Genomic DNA, 19,966 nt, shown 5'->3' with positions numbered 1-19,966 from the left:
ACGCGCGCCGGAAGGCGCAGCCGCGATCCATCGTGAGCGCAGTGAGGATGGAATGATCAGGCACATTCTGGCAATCGACGATTCGGCGGCGATGCGGCAAATCCTTGCCGCGACGCTGACGGGTGCCGGCTATCAGGTGACGCTCGCGGCCGACGGCGACGAAGGGCTCGAAAACGCGCTGGCGATGCCGTTCGATCTCGTGCTGACCGATCAGCACATGCCGGGCAGAACGGGCCTCGATCTGATCGCCGCGCTGCGCGGCAACCCGGCCTATCGCACGACGCCGATCCTCGTCCTTACGACGGAATCCGGCGAACCGTTCAAGGCGGCGGCACGCGACGCGGGCGCGACGGGCTGGATCGAAAAGCCGCTCGACCCCGACATGCTGACCGAGCTGGTCGCAGCGCTCGCGTGAGCGCGGCGACGGGCGGCGGCAAACGACAAATGGAAGTGGCATAGCAAGCCAGACAGGACTTTCGCGGTGACACAGGCATGACACTCGACATCACTCAGTTCTATCAGACGTTCTTCGACGAAGCGGACGAACTGCTCGCGCAGATGGAGCAGCTGCTCCTGAATCTGAACGTCGGCCAGCCCGACCCCGAGGATCTGGCGGCCATCTTTCGCGCGGCCCACTCGATCAAGGGCGGCGCGGCGACGTTCGGCTTCACTGCGCTGACCGAGACGACGCACATTCTCGAATCGCTGCTGGACCGCGCGCGCAACAACGAACTCGTGCTGCGCAAGGACATGATCGACACGTTCCTCGAAACGAAGGACGTGCTCTCGGGCCAGCTCGCCGATTACCGCGCGAGCGCCGAGCCGGATGCGGCCGTCGCGGCCGCGATCTGCGCGAAGCTCGAACGGCTGCACGCGGAAAGCCGCGGCGAGGCGCCCGCGCAAGCCGCCGCTCCAGCATCGGCGGCACCGGCGGCACCGGCCGTCTCGCAACCGGCCGCGAACGGACATGCACCCGAACACGTGGTCGAACAGGCAGTAGAAGCCGCAGGCGAATGGGCAGGTAACGAACCGGCAAAGACCGGCGCTGCGTCATCCGATGCGGTCGCAGGACCCCATCTGAAAATTACGCTACGGGGCGTTGGGGAAAAGGACCAGGCACTCCTGACCGAAGAGTTGGGCAACCTGGGCCGAATCGTCGGGCAGGTGAAGACAGGCGGCGACATCACGCTGTGGCTGGAATCCGATGTGTCGTCCGACGATATTGTCGCCGTGTGCTGTTTCGTGATCGACGAAAGTCAGATCGAGATCGGCCGCGGCGCGGCGCCGGCCAACGGCGCGGAACAGGACGCGCCTCGCGCGCCCGAAGCCGCGCCCGTTGCGCAGGCGTCTGCGGGGGGCATGGCGAGCGGCGGCGCGGGGGCGCCTGCCGCAGTCGTGCAGCCGGCCGTTGCTGTTGCGACGGCTTCTGCAGCGGCGGCTTCTGCAGCGGCGGCTTCTGCAGCGGCGGCGCCTGCCGTGGCTGCGCAGCCCGTCGCTCAACCCGCTGTCGAGCAGGCCGTTCAGCCTGCCACCGCCGCAATCGTTGCACCCGCTGCGGAGGCACCACAGCCGGCAGCGACCGCATCGAAGGCCGCGCACGCATCCGCCGAAGGCGATCGCAAGGCGCGTCCGGCGGCTGCCGCGAATGCGGGCGAAGGCAGCTCGATCCGCGTCGGCGTCGAGAAGGTTGACCAGCTGATCAATCTCGTCGGCGAACTGGTGATCACGCAGGCGATGCTCGCGGAAACCACCAGCACGTTCGACCCGGCGCTGCACGACCGCTTGTTCAACGGCATGGCGCAACTGGAGCGCAACGCGCGCGACCTCCAGGAAGCCGTGATGTCGATCCGCATGATGCCGATGGATTACGTCTTCAGCCGCTTCCCGCGCCTCGTGCGCGATCTGGCGGCAAAGCTCGGCAAGCAGGTCGAACTCGTCACCTTCGGTCAGGCGACCGAACTCGACAAGAGCCTCATCGAGCGCATCATCGATCCGCTCACGCACCTCGTGCGCAACAGCCTCGATCACGGCATCGAAACCGTGGAAGCGCGCAAGGCGGCGGGCAAGGATTCGACGGGCCAGCTCGTGCTGTCGGCGGCGCATCACGGCGGCAACATCGTGATCGAAGTGAGCGACGACGGCGCGGGCCTGCGCCGCGACAAGATTCTCGCGAAGGCCGCGAAGCAGGGCATGGCCGTTAGCGACACGATGACTGACGAAGAAGTCTGGAACCTGATCTTCCTGCCTGGCTTCTCGACGGCCGAGCAAGTGACGGACGTGTCGGGCCGCGGCGTCGGCATGGACGTGGTGAAGCGCAACATCCAGGCGATGGGCGGCCACGTCGAAATCACGTCGCACGCGGGCAAGGGCAGCACGACGCGCATCGTGTTGCCGCTCACGCTGGCGATTCTCGACGGCATGTCGGTGAAGGTGGGCAGCGAGATTTTCATCCTGCCGCTGAACTTCGTGATGGAGTCGCTGCAACCGCGCGCCGATGACATCTATACCGTCGCGAACGGCGAGCGCGTCGTGCGCGTGCGCGGCGAATATCTGCCGCTCGTCGCGTTGCACGAAGTGTTCTCGGTCGACGACGCTCGCACCGATCCGACTCAGGGCATCGTCACCATCATGCAGACGGAAGGACGCCGGTTCGCGATGCTGATCGACGAACTGGTCGGCCAGCAGCAGGTGGTGGTGAAGAACCTCGAAACGAATTACCGCAAGGTGCACGGCATTTCCGCAGCGACCATTCTCGGCGACGGCAGCGTCGCGCTGATCGTGGACGTGGCGGCACTCAATCGCGAATCGCGGGCATCGCACGGCGCGTCGCTCGCCTTCGCCTGATATTCAACTCATCCCAACTGTTTGGGGGCTAACGTGGCAGAAGTCCAATCCATCAATTCGAGCGGCGTGGCCGGCTCGAACGGCCGCCGCGACGCGCAGGCCGACGCGGGCGGTCAGGAGTTCCTGATCTTCACGCTCGGCGCCGAAGAGTACGGCATCGACATCCTGAAGGTGCAGGAAATCCGCGGCTACGAGAGCGTGACGCGCATCGCGAACGCGCCGGATTTCATCAAGGGCGTGATCAATCTGCGCGGCATCATCGTGCCGATCGTCGACATGCGCATCAAGTTTCACCTCGGCCGCGTCGAGTACGACCATCAGACCGTCGTGATCATTCTGAACGTCGCGGGCCGCGTGGTCGGCATGGTCGTGGACGGCGTGTCCGACGTGCTGACGCTGGCCAACGACCAGATCATGCCCGCGCCGGAATTCGGCGCGACGCTGACGGCGGAATATCTGACGGGCCTCGGCACCGTCGATGGCCGCATGCTGATCCTGATGGACATCGAAAAGCTGATGACCAGCCGGGAAATGGCGTTGATCGAAACGCTCGGCTAGTCGCGCGGGCCGCAGGAACGTTGCAAGAACGACAGCCATGCGTGGGGCGAGAGCAAGCGCTACAGCGCCGGCTCTGATCGACAACCATGCATGGGACGGGGGCAAGCGCCAAAGCGCTGCCTCCGGTACAGCAAAATCAGGGAGCAGAAAATGCTGAGCAGATGGTCGATCCGGACGACGTTGACGGTCGTGGGGATCATTCTCGTTGCACTGACCGTGATCGTCGGGGCGCTTGGGCTTACGGCACTGAGCCACTCGGGCGACGCGCTGGACGGCATGGCGCACGGCGACATCGTGGCGATCCGTACGCTGAACGATTCGTCGTCGTATCTGCTGCGCGCGCGCGTCACGTTCGACCGCGTCAATGGGCTGACCGCACAGGGCGAGATCGAGCAATCGAAGCAGGCCATCGACCGCGCGGCCTTCCTGCTCAGCAAATCGAACGAAAACTGGCAGGCGTTCCTGAACACCCCGAAGAAGGGTGTCGATCAGTCGCTGATCGACGCCGTGGTCGCGAAGCGCGCATCGCTGATGAACGACGGCGTGACGCCCGAACTGGCCGCGTTGCGTGCAAGCGATCTGTCCGGCTATCACGCGATCGCCGACACGAAGATCAGCCCGATGTTCGTCGCGTATGACGACGCCGTCACCCCGATGATCAAGGCATTGCAGGCGCATGCCGAGCAGCAGCAGGCGAGTGCCGCCGAGCAGATCGCGACGATGCGCGCGCTGATCATCGGCGTCGTGGTGCTTGCTTTGGTGCTGGTGATCGGCATCCGCTTCGCGCTGCGCGGCATGATCGTGCAGCCGCTGAACGACGCGATCGCGTGCTTCGAGCGCATCTCGAAGGGCGATCTCACGCAGCAGGTGAACACGTCGGGCACGAATGAAATCGGCCGACTCTTCCGGGCAGTCGGCCAGATGCAGGAAAGCCTGTCGGCGATGCTCAAGTCGATGCACGCGAGCGTCGAGTCGATCGACACGGGCGCGCGCGAAATCTCGATGGGCAACACCGACCTGTCGCAGCGCACGGAGCAGCAGGCGGCGTCGCTGCAGGAAACGGCATCGAGCATGGAGCAGCTGACGGGCACCGTGCGCCAGAACGCCGAAAACGCGCGCCAGGCGAGCCAGCTTGCCGTGAACGCGTCGGACATCGCGACGCGCGGCGGCGAAGTGGTGAGCCAGGTGGTCAGCACGATGCAGGACATCGCGACCAGCTCGAACAAGGTCGTCGACATCATCAGCGTGATCGAAGGCATCGCGTTCCAGACGAACATTCTCGCGCTGAACGCGGCCGTCGAAGCGGCGCGCGCGGGCGAGCAGGGCCGCGGCTTCGCGGTCGTCGCGGGCGAAGTGCGCAGCCTCGCGCAACGCAGCGCGAGCGCGGCGAAGGAAATCAAGGAGCTGATCGGCGACTCGGCCGACAAGGTGCAGAGCGGCTCAGCGCTCGTCGGGCGCGCGGGCACGACGATGGACGAAATCGTGCAGGCCGTGCGCCGCGTGACGGACATCATGGGCGAGATCAGCGCGGCGTCGGAAGAGCAATCGGGCGGCATCGAGCAGGTCAATCGCGCCGTCGTGCAGATGGACGCAGTGACGCAGCAGAACGCGGCGCTCGTCGAGCAGGCGGCGGCAGCGGCGGCGTCGCTCGAAGAGCAGACGCGCTCGTTGCAGACGGCAATCGGGCATTGGCGCGTGAACGGCGCGCAAGCGGCACAAGCGGCACAAGCAGCGCGCGCGGCGGCCACACCGTCCGCGAATGCGGCGAAGAGCCGTGTGAAGGCAGCCGTCGCGCAGGCGGCGAAGCCCGCGCAGGCTGCCGTCGCGAAGCCGGAAGCGGCAGCGCACGCGCCGTCGCGCGTCGAACCGGCCGTCAGAAAGACACCCTTGACGTCGGCTGAACCCGCCGCGCGTCAGACGGCGAGCGCAGCGTCCACGTCCGACGCCGACTGGGAGACGTTCTGACGAACGGCACATGGATAGATCAGACTGCCGGCACGTCACGCAGTGCCGGCGACAACGCAGGCAACATTGAACGCAACAGCGGCAAGAGCAGGATCGACGGGCGGTGCGGCGCTCGCTGTGGCAGACGGAAAACATCATGATGGCAACGCGCGCGCAACCGCGCCCTGAACGGGCAGAGCCGGCGAAACCCGGCGAACAGGCTCGCGATTTCGAATTCACGTCGGCGGACTTTGCCCGCATTCGCGAGCTGATTCACCGCAGCGCGGGCATTTCACTGTCGGATCACAAGCGCGATATGGCGTACAGCCGGCTCGCGCGGCGTCTGCGTGCGCGCGGGATCGATTCGTTTCGCCAATACCTCGATCTCCTCGAATCGGACAACGATCCCGCCGAGTGGGAAGCGTTCACGAACGCGCTCACGACGAACCTCACTGCGTTCTTTCGCGAAGCCCATCACTTTCCGATTCTCGCCGACTTCGTCGCGCGCCGGCCGGGGCCCGTGTCGGTCTGGTGCTCGGCGGCATCGACGGGCGAGGAGCCGTATTCGATCGCGATGACGCTGATCGAAGCGCTCGGCGATCAGGCCGCGCGCCAGGCGAGCGTGCTCGCGACCGACATCGACACGCAGGTGCTCGCCAAAGGCGAGGCGGGCATGTACCAGTTCGACCAGGTCAAGCATCTGTCGCAGGAGCGGCTCAAGCGTTTTTTCCTGAAGGGCACGGGCGCGCATGCGGGCATGGTGAAGGTGCGTCCCGAGCTGCGCGCGATGATCCGCTTCGAGCAACTGAATCTGACCGAGCGCGACTACAGGCTCAACACGCAGTTCGACGCGATCTTCTGCCGCAACGTGATGATCTATTTCGACAAGCCGACGCAAGGGCAGGTGCTCTCGCGCTTCGAACCGCTCGTGAAGCCGGGCGGCCTGCTGTTCGCCGGCCACTCGGAGAACTTCACCTATGTCACGCAGGCGTTCCGTCTGCGCGGACAAACCGTCTACGAATTGACCCGCGATGCAGGCGCTACGCGCACGGCTCATCGTGCGGCGAGCCACGGTGCGACGAGTGGGGTGCCCGCATGAGCAGCACCCTGCCGATCGCAACGAATCTCTATTTCGACAATCACTTCAAGCGCCCCGGCGTCAAGCTGCTGCCGAACGAGTTCTATACGACGAACGAGGACATGGTGCTCGTCACGGTGCTCGGCTCGTGCGTGGCGGCGTGTATCCAGGATCGTACGGCGGGGATCGGCGGGATGAATCACTTCATGCTGCCCGACGATGGCGCCGACGTCGCTCAGGCCGCTTCCGACTCGATGCGCTACGGCGCCTACGCGATGGAAGTGCTGATCAACGAGCTGATCAAGGCGGGCGGCCGCCGCGAGCGTTTCGAGGCGAAAGTGTTCGGCGGCGCGGCCGTGCTCGCGGGCATGACGACGATGAACATCGGCGACCGCAACTCCGCGTTCGTGCGCCGCTATCTCGCGCTCGAAAAGATTCGCATCGTCGCCGAAGACCTGGAAGGCAACCATCCGCGCAAAGTCGCGTTCATGCCGCGCACGGGCCAGGTGATGGTCAAGAAGCTGCGTCTGCAACAGGAAGCCGGCGTCGCGGAACGCGAGCAGGCGCTCGCGCGGCAAACGGCCGAAGCGCGCGCCGAGCGGCTCGCAAGGGCGCGTGCGCGCGTCGAGCTGTTCGCGGCGCCCGCTGCGGGCAAGCCGCGCATCGAGCTGTTCGGCGCGAGTGCATCGGCTGGGGCAAATCCGGCGGCAGGCCCGAATGCGGGCACGGCACGTCCGGCCGGCGCGAAGCCGCGCATCGAATTATTCGGCGCGTCCGCGCGCCCGACCCAATCAAACAACGCCAGGACAGTTGAGGAGGCGTGAGCGCTGTGCAAAAGATCAAGGTACTGTGCGTCGACGATTCGGCGCTGATTCGCAGTCTGATGACTGAAATCATCAACAGCCAGCCCGACATGACGGTCGTCGCCACCGCGCCCGATCCGCTCGTCGCGCGCGAGCTCATCAAGCAGCACAACCCGGACGTGCTGACGCTCGACGTCGAAATGCCGCGCATGGACGGTCTCGACTTCCTCGAAAAGCTGATGCGCCTGCGCCCGATGCCTGTCGTGATGGTGTCGTCGCTGACGGAGCGCGGTTCGGAAATCACGCTGCGTGCGCTCGAACTGGGTGCCGTCGATTTCGTCACGAAGCCGCGCGTCGGCATTCGCGACGGCATGCTCGAATACGCGGAAAAGCTCGCCGACAAGGTGCGCGCCGCTGCCCGCGCGCGCGTGCGCCAGGCGGCGCCCGCGCATCAGGCGCCCGCAGCCGGTCAGGCCGCTGCGGCCGCCGCGACGCACGCGCCGCTCTTCAACAACCCGCTCGTGTCGACGGAAAAGCTGATCATCGTCGGCGCATCGACGGGCGGCACGGAAGCGATCCGCGAAGTGCTGATGCCGCTGCCGCCCGATGCGCCCGCCGTGCTGATCGCGCAGCACATGCCGCCCGGATTTACAAAATCTTTCGCGCAACGCCTTAATGGTTTGTGCCGGATTACCGTTAAAGAGGCTGAGCACGGCGAACGCGTGCTGCCGGGGCATGCGTATATCGCGCCCGGCCACGCTCACCTGCTGCTGGCCCGCAGCGGCGCGAACTATATCGCGCATCTGTCAGACGACCCGCCCGTCAACCGGCATCGTCCGTCTGTCGATGTGCTGTTCCGCTCGGCCGCGCTGCATGCCGGGAAGAACGCCGTCGGCGTGATTCTCACGGGCATGGGGCGCGACGGCGCGGCGGGCATGCTCGACATGCGCAAGGCGGGCGCGTACACGCTCGCGCAGGACGAAGCGAGCTGCATCGTGTTCGGCATGCCGCGCGAGGCCATCGCGATGGGCGCCGCGGACGAGATCGCGCCGCTGTCGGAAATGAGCCGGCGCGTGATGGCACGTCTTGCTGCAATGGGTGATCGCGTTCAGCGCGTATGATGCGGCCTCGGCCAAATGATTGAGATGGGCCAGTGACCGCACCATCTGGATTGGAAAAAGGAACAGGACATGGATAAGGGAATGAAGATTCTGGTTGTGGACGACTTTCCGACGATGCGCCGGATCGTCCGCAATCTGTTGAAGGAACTGGGCTACTCGAACGTCGACGAAGCGGAAGACGGTGCAGCGGGCCTCGCGCGTCTGCGCAGCGGCAGCTACGAGTTCGTGATCTCCGACTGGAACATGCCGAACCTCGACGGCCTCGCGATGCTCAAGGAAATTCGCGCCGATGCGTCGCTCGCGCATCTGCCCGTGCTGATGGTCACGGCCGAATCGAAGAAGGAAAACATCATCGCTGCCGCGCAGGCGGGCGCGAGCGGCTATGTCGTGAAGCCGTTCACGGCCGCGACGCTCGACGAGAAGCTCAACAAGATCCTCGAGAAGATGGCGAAAGCCGGGAGCTGATGTGAACCCATCGATCAACGAGCAAGGCGCCAGGGAAGACGGCACCGACCTCGCGACCGACCGCATCCTCGCACGCATCGGACATCTCACGCGCACGCTGCGCGATTCGATGCGCGAGCTTGGGATCGACAAGCACGTCGAGCGCGCGGCCGAAGCGGTGCCGGACGCTCGCGACCGTCTGAAATACATCGCGACGATGACCGAGCAGGCGGCCGAGCGCGTGCTGTCGTCGATCGAAGTCGCGAAGCCGATGCAGGAGCAGTTGCAGCAGGACGCGGCCGCTCTCGACGCGCGCTGGGAGCAGTGGTACTCGGCACCCATCGAGCGCGAGGAAGTGCGCGCGCTGATGAACGACACGCGCGCGTTCCTGCGCGGCGTGCCCGAAATCACGTCGGCGACCAACGCTCAGCTGCTAGAGATCATGCTGGCGCAGGACTTCCAGGATCTGACGGGGCAGGTCATCAAGAAGATCACGGACGTCGTGTACCTGATCGAGCAACAGCTTCTCGGTGTGCTGATCGACAACATCGCGGCCGAGCGGCGCGAGCAGTTCGCAGCGACGGCGGCGCAACTCGCGGCGGAATCCCAACACGACCCGATCTCGCCGACAGGCAGCCCGCAAAGCCTGTTGAACGGTCCGCAGATCAACCCGGAAGGAAAAGCCGACGTGTTGCAGGATCAGAGCCAGGTCGACGATCTGCTTGCCAGCCTCGGCTTCTGAGGCACTCGTTTTCCAAGGCGCCCGGCTTCTTCCGAGGCCGGCCCGGACACGGCCGGCCTGCCCGCTGCGGCGGCGCGCGCGTCTTGCCGCGCCGCTCAAAGCGTTTCTCCGTGTCCTTTGTGGCCCAATACGAGCCTGGTCTTTCTCTGGATCTTGTCCGCGAACACCCATCCGCGCGTCCGCTTCGGGCCTCGCGCGAGACCGTGAGCGTCTTCTCGATATCTTCCGCGTGGATGCTCATTGCATCGGCGCGCGCCCGTTCGTGCGGCCATACACCGCTGCGCTTTATCAACCGCTGGCATACTTACGGCCGGGGAGGATGGTGTGGGACGGCGCCCGATGCCGTCTGACGCACGGCGCTCGCGTATGCAGACGCGCCGTTTCGTCCTGAATGAACAGACCGGGTCCGTGAACTGCTGGCACTGTCCGGTGTCGATTGGGAGGAATAGAACCATGTCGATTAGCTTTAGCCGTGCCGCTGTCTTTTCAGCGTTTGGATTGTGTTGTGCGCTGCCGTGCCTGCTCGTCTCGCAGCCTGCCAGCGCCGCCTTGGGCGGCAGCCCGATGACGCCGCCCGCCGGCGCGACGACCCAGACGGTGCCCGCGCCGTCAGGCGTCGCCGTGATGCGCAGCGCGTCGGCCGGCTCCGCCGCGTCTGCTTCGTCTTCTTCCGCCAGCACCTCCGCGTCGTACACGGTACGCGAGACCACGCTCGGCAACGGCACCGTCGTGCGCGAGTACATCTCGACGGCGGGCAGCGTCTTCGGACTCGCATGGCGCGGGCCGCAAATGCCCGACCTCTCCGACCTGCTCGGCAGTTATTTCCCGCAGTACGTGGCGGGCGTGACGAATGCACGCCAGTTGCGCGGCGGCGGACACGGCCCCGGCGTCGTGCAGGAGAGCGGGCTCGTCGTGCATTCGGGCGGCCATATGGGCGCTTTCTCCGGCCAGGCTTACCTGCCGCAGGCACTGCCGGCCGGCGTGAGCGGCACCGATATCAAGTAACGACGGGAGACGAACCATGCGATTTGCGAAGATCGAGAAGTCCATTCACGTCGTAAAGGCCGTGCTCGCCATCTGCGTCGTCTCGATGACGGCATTCGTCGCGGGATGCGGCGGAGGTGGAGGGGGCGGCGATGGCGGTGGCGGAAGCTCGTCGTCCTCGTCGGGCGCCAACAACGGACCCAGCCAGCAGCCGATTGCCGCCAACGCGCCTAACACGGTGGCCGTGACGGTGGACCGAGGTGTCGCGAACCTGATCAACATACCGACGGTCAGCGTGACCATCTGCCAGCCGGGCACCACCAACTGCACGGTCGTCGACCATGTGCTGCTCGACACGGGCTCGTTCGGCGTGCGCATCGTCAATTCCGCGCTCGGCTCGCTCGCGAGCTCCCTGCCCATCCAGCAGGCGACGGCAGGCGGCCAGCTCGCCGAATGCACGCACTTCGCCGACGGCTTCACATGGGGCACGACGCGCACGGCGACGGTGCAGATCAGCGGCGAGGTGGCGAGCAACATTCCCATCCAGGTGATCGGCGACCTGGACGCTTCGACGATCCCCTCGGGCGGCTGCGTGAACGGCGCGGCGGAGAACACCGCTCAGGCGCTGGGCGCAAACGGCATCGTCGGCATCGGCGTGGCGCCCATCGATTGCGGACAGGCCTGCTCGGTCCAGGCGAACGTCGCGCAGTTCAGTAACTACTACGCGTGCAACGGCACGAACTGCGTACGCACGCTCGCGGAACGGGAAAAGCAGGTGGCTAACCCGGTGCCGAACTTCCCCGTCGACAACAACGGCGTGATCGTGCAGATGGCGCCCATCTCGGCGAGCGGCCAGGCGTCGGCGACAGGGACGGTCGTGTTCGGCATCGGCACGCAGTCGAACAATGGCCAGGAGCAGGGGATAACGATCTTTACGACCGATGCGTCCGGCGACCTGGTCAACAGCAAGTTCAACAACGCGACGACCAATACGTTCCTGGACAGCGGCTCAAACGGCTACTTCTTCCAGGACGGTTCAATACCGTTGTGCACCGGCAATCTCGCGTCGTTCTATTGTCCGGGCACGACGCTGCAACGCACGGTCACGCTCGTCGGCGCGAACGGAGCGAACGGCAACGTGCTGCTCAACGTCGCGAATACGCAGAACCTGTTGAGCGCCGGGAGCAACTTCGCGTTCAACGACCTGGGCGGGCAGATCGGCTCGTTGAGCGCGTTCGATCTGGGCCTGCCGTTCTTCTTCGGCCGCCACGTCTACTACGGGATGGACAAGCGCCCGTCGGGGCAGGCGCCGTTCGTCGCGTTCTCGTTGTGATCGCGTGCCGGCCCGCGCCTCGCGGGCCGGCGCATCGAACGGAAGCGGACGTTCCTCCGCTTCCCGTTCCCAGGCCGGGCGCACGTTCGTGCCGCCCCATCGTTTGAAATACCCCCCTTTCCCCGCCTTTATCCGCCAATCGCCGCTCGACTTCTGCGGGAATAATCGCTCTGACTGAAAAAGGGCATGGTGCCCTCGCAGCCGGAGAGCACGTTGGCAGAGGATAGCGACCTCGAAAAAACCGAATCAGCCACCCCCCGGCGCCTCGACAAGGCGCGGGAGGAAGGGCAGGTCGCGCGTTCGCGGGAGCTGGCGACGTTCGCGCTCGTCGCGGCCGGCTTTCTCGGCGCATGGGCCATGTCGGGCATGATCGGCGACCATGTGCAGACGATGCTGCGCGCGGCCTTCACGTTCAATCACGAAACCGTCTTCGATACGAAGCGCACGCTGTCCGACGCGGGCGTGGTCGCGCGCGAAGGCTTTTACGTGCTGCTGCCGATGCTCGTGCTGACTGGCCTCGCCGCGCTGCTAGCGCCGATGGCGCTCGGCGGCTGGCTGCTGTCGACCAAATCGCTATCGCCGAATTTCGAGCGCCTGAATCCCGTGACGGGCCTTGGCCGCATCTTTTCGATCAACGGCTCGATCCAGCTCGGGATGTCGCTCGCGAAGATCATCGTCGTCGGGCTGATCGGCGGACTGGCGATCTGGCACAAGCGCGACGACATGCTCGCGCTCGCGACACAGCCGCTGCACATCGCACTGTCGAACGCGGGCCACCTGGTCGCCGTGTGCTGCGCGATGACGGTCGCGGGGATGTTCGTGATCGCAGCGCTCGACGTGCCGTATCAGCTGTGGAACTTCCACAAGAAGCTGCGCATGACGAAGGAAGAGGTGAAGCGCGAGCATCGTGAGAGCGAAGGTGATCCGCATGTGAAGGCGCGCCTGCGTTCGCAGCAGCGCGCGATGGCGCGGCGCCGGATGATGGCCAACGTGCCGAAGGCCGACGTCGTCGTGACGAACCCGACGCACTTCGCGGTCGCGCTGCAATACACGGACGGCGAGATGGGCGCGCCGAAGGTCGTCGCGAAGGGCGTGAACCTCGTGGCCGCGCGCATCCGCGAGCTGGCGACGGAGCACAACATTCCGCTGCTCGAAGCGCCGCCGCTCGCGCGCGCGCTCTATCACAACGTCGAACTGAATCGCGAGATTCCGGGTGCGCTGTACGGCGCCGTCGCGGAAGTGCTCGCATGGGTCTATCAACTGCGCCGCTTCAAGGAAGACGGCGGCGTCGCGCCCGTCGCGCCGACGGAACTCGACGTTCCGCCGGAACTGGACAAGGGCGGCGTGCCGGACGACGAAGCGCACCAGGAAGCTGCCGACGCGCTCGGCGGCGACAATCAAGGTAACGGAGCATCAGCATGAACGCCCGCGCGGGTTTCCTTTCACGACGGCCGGAAGCGCTGAACGGCACCAACCTGCGGGCACTGGCGGGCCCGCTTCTGATCTGCATGATCCTCGGCATGATGATCCTGCCGTTGCCGCCGTTTCTGCTGGATCTGCTGTTCACGTTCAACATCGCGCTTTCCGTGATGGTGCTGCTCGTCAGCATGTACACGATGAAGCCGCTCGACTTCGCGGCGTTCCCGAGCGTGCTGCTTTTCTCGACGCTGCTGCGGCTGTCGCTGAACGTCGCGTCGACGCGTATCGTGCTGCTCGAAGGCCACACCGGGCCGGGCGCGGCGGGCGCGGTGATCGAGGCGTTCGGCCACTTTCTCGTCGGCGGCAACTTCGCGGTCGGCATCGTCGTGTTCGTCATCCTGATGGTCATCAACTTCATGGTGATCACGAAGGGCGCGGGACGTATCGCGGAAGTGTCCGCGCGCTTCACGCTCGACGCGATGCCCGGCAAGCAGATGTCGATCGACGCCGACCTGAACGCAGGCATGATCAACGAGGAACAGGCGCGCAAGCGCCGGATGGAAGTCGCGCAGGAAGCCGAGTTCTACGGCTCGATGGACGGCGCGAGCAAGTTCGTGCGCGGCGATGCGATCGCCGGCCTGCTGATCATGGTGATCAACATCATCGGCGGGCTGATCGTCGGCATCGTCCAGCACGGCATGGATTTCGGCGATGCAGGCAAGACCTACACGCTGCTCACGATCGGCGACGGCCTCGTCGCGCAGATTCCGTCGCTCGTCATTTCGACGGCGGCGGGCGTGATCGTGTCGCGCGTCGCCACCGACGAAGACATCGGCACCCAGCTGACGGGCCAGCTCTTCACGAACCCGCGCGTGCTGACGATCACGGGCTCGATCCTCGTGCTGATGGGCCTGATCCCGAACATGCCGCACTTCGCGTTTCTGCTGCTGGGCGGCGGCGCGATCCAGCTCGGCCGCACGATGAAGAAGCGCGCCGCGCAGAGCAAGTCGGCTGCCGCGCTCGTCGATGTCGTGCCGCAGGCGCTCGCGCCGACGGAAGCGGCGGAAGCCAGCTGGGACGACGTGACGATGATCGACGCGCTCGGACTCGAGGTCGGCTACCGGCTGATCCCGCTCGTCGACAAGAACTCGGACGGCGAACTGCTCAAGCGCATCAAGAACATCCGCAAGAAGTTCGCGCAGGAAATCGGCTTCCTGCCGCCCGTCATTCATATCCGCGACAACCTGGAGCTGCGCCCGAACGGCTACCGGATCGCGCTCAAGGGCGTCGAAGTGGGTGTCGGCGAGGCGTATCCGGGCCAATGGCTCGCGATCAATCCCGGCCAGGTCACGGCCGCGCTGCCCGGCACGCCCACCCAGGACCCGGCGTTCGGCCTGCCCGCGACCTGGATCGACACGAACCTGCGTGAACAGGCGCAGGTGTACGGCTACACGGTGGTCGATTCGAGCACGGTCGTCGCGACTCACCTGAATCACCTCGTCGTCACGCACGCGGCGGAACTGCTCGGCCGCCAGGAAGTGCAGGCGCTGATCGAGCGGATGCAGAAGGACGCGGCGCCCCTCGTCGACGATGTCGTGCCGAAGGTGATTCCCGTCGCGACGCTGCAAAAGGTGCTGCAGAACCTGCTGGAAGAAGGCGTGCCGATCCGCGACATGCGCACGATCCTCGAAGCGCTGTCGGAGCACGCGCCGAAGCTCACCGATCCGCACGATCTCACGGCGGCCGTACGCCTTGCGCTGGGCCGCGCGATCACGCAGCAGTGGTTCCCCGGCAATGGCGACATCCAGGTGATGGGACTCGACGCGCATCTGGAGCGGCTCCTGAGCCAGGCGCTCAACACGGGCGCGAACCCCGGCCTCGAACCGGGTCTCGCGAATACGCTGCTGATGGAGACGCAAAAGGCGATGACGCGTCAGCAGAACATCGGTCTCGCGCCTGTGATGCTCGTCCAGCATTCGCTGCGCGCGATGCTCGCGCGTTTCCTGCGACGCAGCCTCCCGCAGTTGAAGGTGCTGTCGTACGCAGAAGTGCCCGATACGCGGCATGTGCGGGTCGTCAACGTGATCGGCATGCAAGGGTGAGTCTGGGCGCGTTCGCGTGCCGTTCTCACGGCGCGCACGCGGCTCCTCGCGATGATCGCCATGGCAATGCCCGCCGCTGTCTCGCGGAGAGTGCGTCCGATTAAGGCCGGTCCGCTTCGCGCAGCATGCCTTTTTGACTGGCCCGCACGGCGCCTTGATGCGCAAGGCTTCGCGCCCGTTGGCGCCGGTGAGTTGTGCGCGTTGCCGATTGGATCGGCCGGCTTCAATGATTATTCCCGGCGTTCAGAGCGGGCGCCGAATGCGTGAATTGCCAGCGTTTCACCGTCTTTATTGCCCGATGGGCGGTGGACGTCTTTCGCAATAATTCATCTCATCGGGAAACGGTATATCGCCAGTCCGCGCTGCTCATCGGAGAACCAGCTTGAACATTCGTAAATTTGTCGGTGCAACGAGTCGTGACGCGCTGCGTCTCGTCCGCGAGGCATTGGGCTCCGATGCAGTCGTATTGTCGAATCGCACGAATGAAGATGGAACCGTCGAAATCGTCGCGGTCGCCGACCGGGACCTGAACGCAATCGCGCCGCGCGCGCAGGAAAGCGCCGCGATGACCATGACGGGCGCAAGCGCGTCGGCAGGCACGGCGCTGATCGCCGGTCCCGCGATGAACGCAGGCGCCGCCACGCGCGCGCCGATGCCGTCGATGCCCGTCAACCCATACGCGAGCGCGATGCCCGACGTGTTCTCGTCGGTGTTCGGCGCGAGCCCGGAAGCGGGCACCGAGCGCATGCCGGCCGCGAGCGAAGAGAAGGCCGGCCCGCAAGGCACGACGATCGCCGCCGGCGAAAACCCGGCAAGCGACAGCAAGCCGATGGGCGCATCGAACGCTGCGCGCGCAACCGATGACGTACGCGTCGAACTGCGCGCGGATGCATCGGCTGCGCCTTCCGTGGCAAGCAAGCCTGCGATGCCGGAAGTGCCCGTCCGTCCGCGCACGATGGCCGAAACGAATCCGTGGCTGATCGATCACGCGCGCCGCATCGCGGCCAAGGACGTGGTCCCCGCCGCCAATCCGACGATGACGCCCGCTGCCGCGATCGCACGCGGCCTGGGCACGCCCGTCGATCCGCGCGAGCCGGCCGTCAACGAAGGTGCGACGCCCGAGTGGGCGCGCGAAGCCGCGCAACTTGCCGCGCGCCGCGCATCGCAGAAGAACACGCCCGCCGCGTACGACGTCGCAGGCGACATCACCCATTCGGCGGATGCACGCCGGAACGCAGCCGCCGAAATGACGCCGAAGTCGGCCGCCGAGCTGATGGAATCGGTGAAATCGCGTATCGAGCAGATGGTCAACGAGACCGTGATGAACGAGCTCACGTCGATGCGCGGCATGATGGAAGAGCAGTTCGCGGGCCTGCAATGGGCCGATCGCCAGCGCCGCAGCCCGACGCATGCGGCATTGACGAAGCATTTGTTCGCAGCCGGCTTCTCGGCCCAGCTTGTGAAGATGGTGATCGACAATCTGCCCGACGTCGAAAGCATGGACGAGGGCCTCGATTGGGTGAAGACGGTGCTCGAATCGAACGTGCCCGTGATGGAGAACGAAGACGCGCTGATGGAGCGCGGCGGCGTGTTCGCGCTGATGGGTCCGACGGGCGTCGGCAAGACCACGACGACCGCGAAGCTCGCGGCGCGTTGCGTAATGCGATTCGGCGCAAGCAAGGTCGCGCTGCTCACGACCGACAGCTACCGGATCGGCGGCCACGAGCAGCTGCGCATCTTCGGCAAGATCCTGGGCGTGTCGGTGCATGCGGTGAAGGACAGCGCCGACCTTCAGCTCGCGCTCTCCGAGCTGCGCAACAAACATATCGTGCTGATCGACACGATCGGCATGAGCCAGCGCGACCGGCTCGTCTCCGACCAGATCGCGATGCTGTGCCGCGCAGGCCAGCCCGTGCAGCGCCTGCTGCTGCTGAACGCGACGAGCCACGGCGACACGCTGAACGAAGTCGTGCAGGCCTATCAGAACGCGCCGGACCAGCAGCCGCTCGCCGGCTGCATCCTGACCAAGCTCGACGAAGCGACGAATCTCGGTGCGGTGCTCGATACGGTGATCCGCTACAAGCTGTCCGTGCATTACGTGTCGACGGGACAGAAGGTGCCCGAGAACCTGTACGTCGCGACGAAGAAATTCCTCATTAAGAGCGCTTTCTGCATTCCGCGTGACAACTCGCCGTTCGTCCCGCAGGACGAGGACGTGCCGGCGCTGCTGTCGGCGCTGTCGGCCCGTTCGACCGCCGATCTGCATGAGGTTCGCTTTGGATAAGTTTGTGCAGGATCAGGCAGAAGGACTGCGGCGGCTGCTCGCGCGCGCCGGCTCGCGGGTCGTTGCGGTAGCGGGCGGCACACGCGGAGTGGGCGCGACGACGACGGTGGTGAATCTCGCGGCGGCGCTCGCGGAGCAAGGCAAGGACGTGCTGGTGATCGACGAATGCCTGGGCGATCGCTCGGTGAGCGCGACCCTCGGCGGCGTGCGGGGCGCGGGCAATTTCTCCGCGGTGATGCGCGGCGAGATGACGCTCGAAGACGCGGCGGGACGGCATCCGCTCGGCTTTGCAGTGCTGGCCGCGTCGCGGGGCAATTGCGAGAGTTGCACGAAGGAGCAGCTGGGCGTGGTGCTGAGCGGATCGGCCGATGTCGTGCTGATCGATGCGCAGGTGGACCGCGAGGGCGCGTTGTCGGCGCTCGCGAGGCAGTCGCATGACGTGATGGTCGTCACGCGCGTCGCGGCGCAGGCGATCACCGATGCGTATGCGTGCATGAAGCGTCTGCATTTTTCGCATGCGATTGCGCAGTTTCGCGTGCTGATGAATCACGTGCAGAGCATGACCGATGCGCATGTCGCGTTTGAAAACCTGGCGGGCGTGGCGGGGCGCTACCTCGCCGTATCGCTGGAGGAGGCGGGCTGCGTCTCATCCGAGCCTTTGATGGCGAGAGCCATGGAGTTGTCGCGCTGCGTCGTCGATGCGTTCCCATCGGCACCTGCTGCGCGCGACTTTCGGCATATCGCAGCCGAACTGCAGTACTGGCCGATGCGGCCAGCGATTTCGTCACGGGCGCACAGTGTGCCGCCGGCGGCGGTGACAGCGGCGCAATTCGCCGATCAACCGTCCGCGCAGCACGCCTGAAGGCGGCAAGAACAAGGGGAGCACGATGTACAACGCTCAAGGAAAGATTTCGCAGGCCGACGTTTTGACGAAATACGCGCCGCTGGTGCGCCGTCTCGGCTTGCAGCTCGTCGCGAAGATGCCGGCGAGCGTGGACCTCGACGATCTGATCCAGGCGGGCATGATTGGCCTGCTGGATGCAGCGAGCCGCTACAAGGAAGACCAGGGCGCGCAGTTCGAGACGTACGCGAGCCAGCGGATTCGCGGCGCGATGCTCGACGAGCTGCGCAGCAACGACTGGCTGCCGCGCAGCTTGCGCCGCACGTCGCGCGAGGTCGAGACGGCCGTGCACAAGGTCGAGCAGTCGCTGGGCCGATCGGCGAGCGAGGCGGAGATTGCCGAGCATCTGAAGATGCCGCTCGAAGAGTATCAGTCGATGCTGCAGGATCTGCACGGCAGCCAGCTGATCTACTACGAGGACTTCGATCGTTCCGCGGACGATGAACCGTTTCTGGACCGCTATTGCGTCGATCACTCCGATCCGCTGTCGGCGCTGCTCGACGAGAGCTTGCGCGGCGCGCTGGTCGAGGCGATCGACAGGCTGCCGGAGCGCGAGAAGCTGCTGATGTCGCTTTACTACGAGCGTGGGTTGAATCTGCGCGAGATCGGGGCGGTGATGGAGGTCAGCGAGTCGCGGGTGTGTCAGTTGCATTCGCAGGCCGTCGCACGGTTGAGGACTCGCTTGCGCGAGCAGGCTTGGGCTTCGGCGGAGACTAATTGATTTTTTGTTTTTGCCCTTGCGGGTGGTTTTTTCTTTCTGTCAGAGCCGATCTTTTTTAAGGTCGGCTTTTGTTTTTTGTGTCTGCGACGCTAGTTTTTTTAGGCTGCCGCTGGCATCCGCTTATGCGCCTCGCGGCGCGGGCGTTGCCCCTGTGCGGGGCGGCACTCACTTTCTTTGCCGCCGCAAAGAAAGTAAGCAAAGAAAGCGGGCTCACACCGCCAGTGCTTGACGATTACCCACGGGCTCTCAACGTCCCCATCCTTCATACGGCAAAGTACTGGTCAATGTGTGTTGCCATCGCGTTGATCAAACGCCTCACCCGCTTCATGCACCCTTGGCATCGCCAAGTGTATCGGACGTTTCAGCGCCGCATGTCGGTAGTGAATGAGGTCGCTGCGTCGTACAGGGCAACGCCCGCACTTGAGCCGCATCGCGTAGCGAGGGTGTCCTGTGCGGTGCGAATGCCTACACACAGTTTGCCGCAAAGGGGCCGAGAATATTCGATGTCGCGGGCCGCGATGCACGCGCACGAAGCGGGTGAGGCGTTTGATCAACGCGATGGCAACGCACATTGACCAGTACTTTGCCGTGTGAAGCGTGGGGACGTTGAGAGCCCGTGGGTAAAGGTCAAGCACTGGCGGTGTGAGCCCGCTTTCTTTGCTTACTTTCTTTGCGGCGGCAAAGAAAG

At 65.4% G+C, this 19,966-nt stretch carries 16 protein-coding genes; all 16 read left to right on the top strand.

What is annotated here, in order from left to right; translation table 11 throughout:
• Positions 1-52 precede the first annotated feature (52 nt).
• The 16 genes from BMW76_RS26290 (at position 53) to BMW76_RS26215 (ending at position 19,278) form a co-directional block, all read left to right on the top strand.
• Positions 53-415 (top strand): response regulator, encoded by a 363-nt coding sequence (locus BMW76_RS26290; RefSeq protein ID WP_090870542.1) that lies wholly within the window; start codon positions 53-55, stop codon positions 413-415.
• A 77-nt stretch (positions 416-492) separates the two neighbouring features.
• A complete protein-coding gene (gene cheA, locus BMW76_RS26285; RefSeq protein ID WP_090870540.1) occupies positions 493-2,844 on the top strand; it encodes a chemotaxis protein CheA in 2,352 nt (783 codons plus the stop codon).
• Between the two features lie 33 nt (positions 2,845-2,877).
• A complete protein-coding gene (locus tag BMW76_RS26280; RefSeq protein WP_090870538.1) occupies positions 2,878-3,402 on the top strand; it encodes a chemotaxis protein CheW in 525 nt (174 codons plus the stop codon).
• Between the two features lie 150 nt (positions 3,403-3,552).
• Entirely contained in the window at positions 3,553-5,367 is a 1,815-nt protein-coding gene (locus tag BMW76_RS26275) for a methyl-accepting chemotaxis protein (protein ID WP_090870536.1), read from the top strand.
• Positions 5,368-5,503: 136 nt separating this feature from the next.
• Positions 5,504-6,445, top strand: coding sequence for a CheR family methyltransferase (locus BMW76_RS26270; RefSeq protein WP_090870686.1), 942 nt, complete (start codon positions 5,504-5,506; stop codon positions 6,443-6,445).
• The gene (cheD, locus tag BMW76_RS26265; RefSeq protein WP_090870534.1) at positions 6,442-7,248 is read left to right on the top strand and encodes a chemoreceptor glutamine deamidase CheD; all 807 of its coding nucleotides are present in this window, start codon (positions 6,442-6,444) and stop codon (positions 7,246-7,248) included. The genes BMW76_RS26270 and cheD overlap by 4 nt, the downstream gene beginning before the upstream one ends.
• Before the next feature lie 5 nt (positions 7,249-7,253).
• Positions 7,254-8,348 (top strand): protein-glutamate methylesterase/protein-glutamine glutaminase, encoded by a 1,095-nt coding sequence (locus BMW76_RS26260; RefSeq protein WP_177200507.1) that lies wholly within the window; start codon positions 7,254-7,256, stop codon positions 8,346-8,348.
• Between the two features lie 69 nt (positions 8,349-8,417).
• The gene (gene cheY / locus BMW76_RS26255; protein WP_018418782.1) at positions 8,418-8,813 is read left to right on the top strand and encodes a chemotaxis response regulator CheY; all 396 of its coding nucleotides are present in this window, start codon (positions 8,418-8,420) and stop codon (positions 8,811-8,813) included.
• Position 8,814: 1 nt separating this feature from the next.
• Entirely contained in the window at positions 8,815-9,534 is a 720-nt protein-coding gene (gene cheZ, locus BMW76_RS26250; RefSeq protein WP_090870530.1) for a protein phosphatase CheZ, read from the top strand.
• Between the two features lie 453 nt (positions 9,535-9,987).
• On the top strand, positions 9,988-10,539 hold the full coding sequence (locus BMW76_RS26245) for a DUF2844 domain-containing protein (RefSeq protein WP_090870528.1): 552 nt from the start codon (positions 9,988-9,990) through the stop codon (positions 10,537-10,539).
• Positions 10,540-10,555: 16 nt separating this feature from the next.
• Positions 10,556-11,851: a DUF3443 domain-containing protein gene (locus BMW76_RS26240; RefSeq protein WP_090870526.1), complete on the top strand. Its 1,296-nt coding sequence runs from the start codon at positions 10,556-10,558 to the stop codon at positions 11,849-11,851.
• Between the two features lie 213 nt (positions 11,852-12,064).
• The gene (flhB, locus tag BMW76_RS26235) at positions 12,065-13,273 is read left to right on the top strand and encodes a flagellar biosynthesis protein FlhB (RefSeq protein ID WP_090870684.1); all 1,209 of its coding nucleotides are present in this window, start codon (positions 12,065-12,067) and stop codon (positions 13,271-13,273) included.
• Positions 13,270-15,372, top strand: a complete 2,103-nt coding sequence (gene flhA, locus BMW76_RS26230; protein WP_090870523.1) for a flagellar biosynthesis protein FlhA — start codon at positions 13,270-13,272, stop codon at positions 15,370-15,372. The genes flhB and flhA overlap by 4 nt, the downstream gene beginning before the upstream one ends.
• A 382-nt stretch (positions 15,373-15,754) precedes the next feature.
• The gene (gene flhF, locus BMW76_RS26225) at positions 15,755-17,656 is read left to right on the top strand and encodes a flagellar biosynthesis protein FlhF (protein ID WP_090870522.1); all 1,902 of its coding nucleotides are present in this window, start codon (positions 15,755-15,757) and stop codon (positions 17,654-17,656) included.
• The gene (locus BMW76_RS26220; protein WP_090870521.1) at positions 17,649-18,518 is read left to right on the top strand and encodes a MinD/ParA family ATP-binding protein; all 870 of its coding nucleotides are present in this window, start codon (positions 17,649-17,651) and stop codon (positions 18,516-18,518) included. The genes flhF and BMW76_RS26220 overlap by 8 nt, the downstream gene beginning before the upstream one ends.
• Positions 18,519-18,543: 25 nt before the next feature.
• Positions 18,544-19,278 carry an RNA polymerase sigma factor FliA gene (locus BMW76_RS26215; protein WP_090870519.1) on the top strand — a complete coding sequence of 245 codons (735 nt, stop codon included), beginning with the start codon at positions 18,544-18,546 and terminating at the stop codon, positions 19,276-19,278.
• Positions 19,279-19,966: the final 688 nt, after the last annotated feature.

The organism is Paraburkholderia diazotrophica, from assembly GCF_900108945.1.
Taxonomy (GTDB): domain Bacteria; phylum Pseudomonadota; class Gammaproteobacteria; order Burkholderiales; family Burkholderiaceae; genus Paraburkholderia; species Paraburkholderia diazotrophica.
This window is presented reverse-complemented; position numbering and strand designations above follow the sequence as displayed.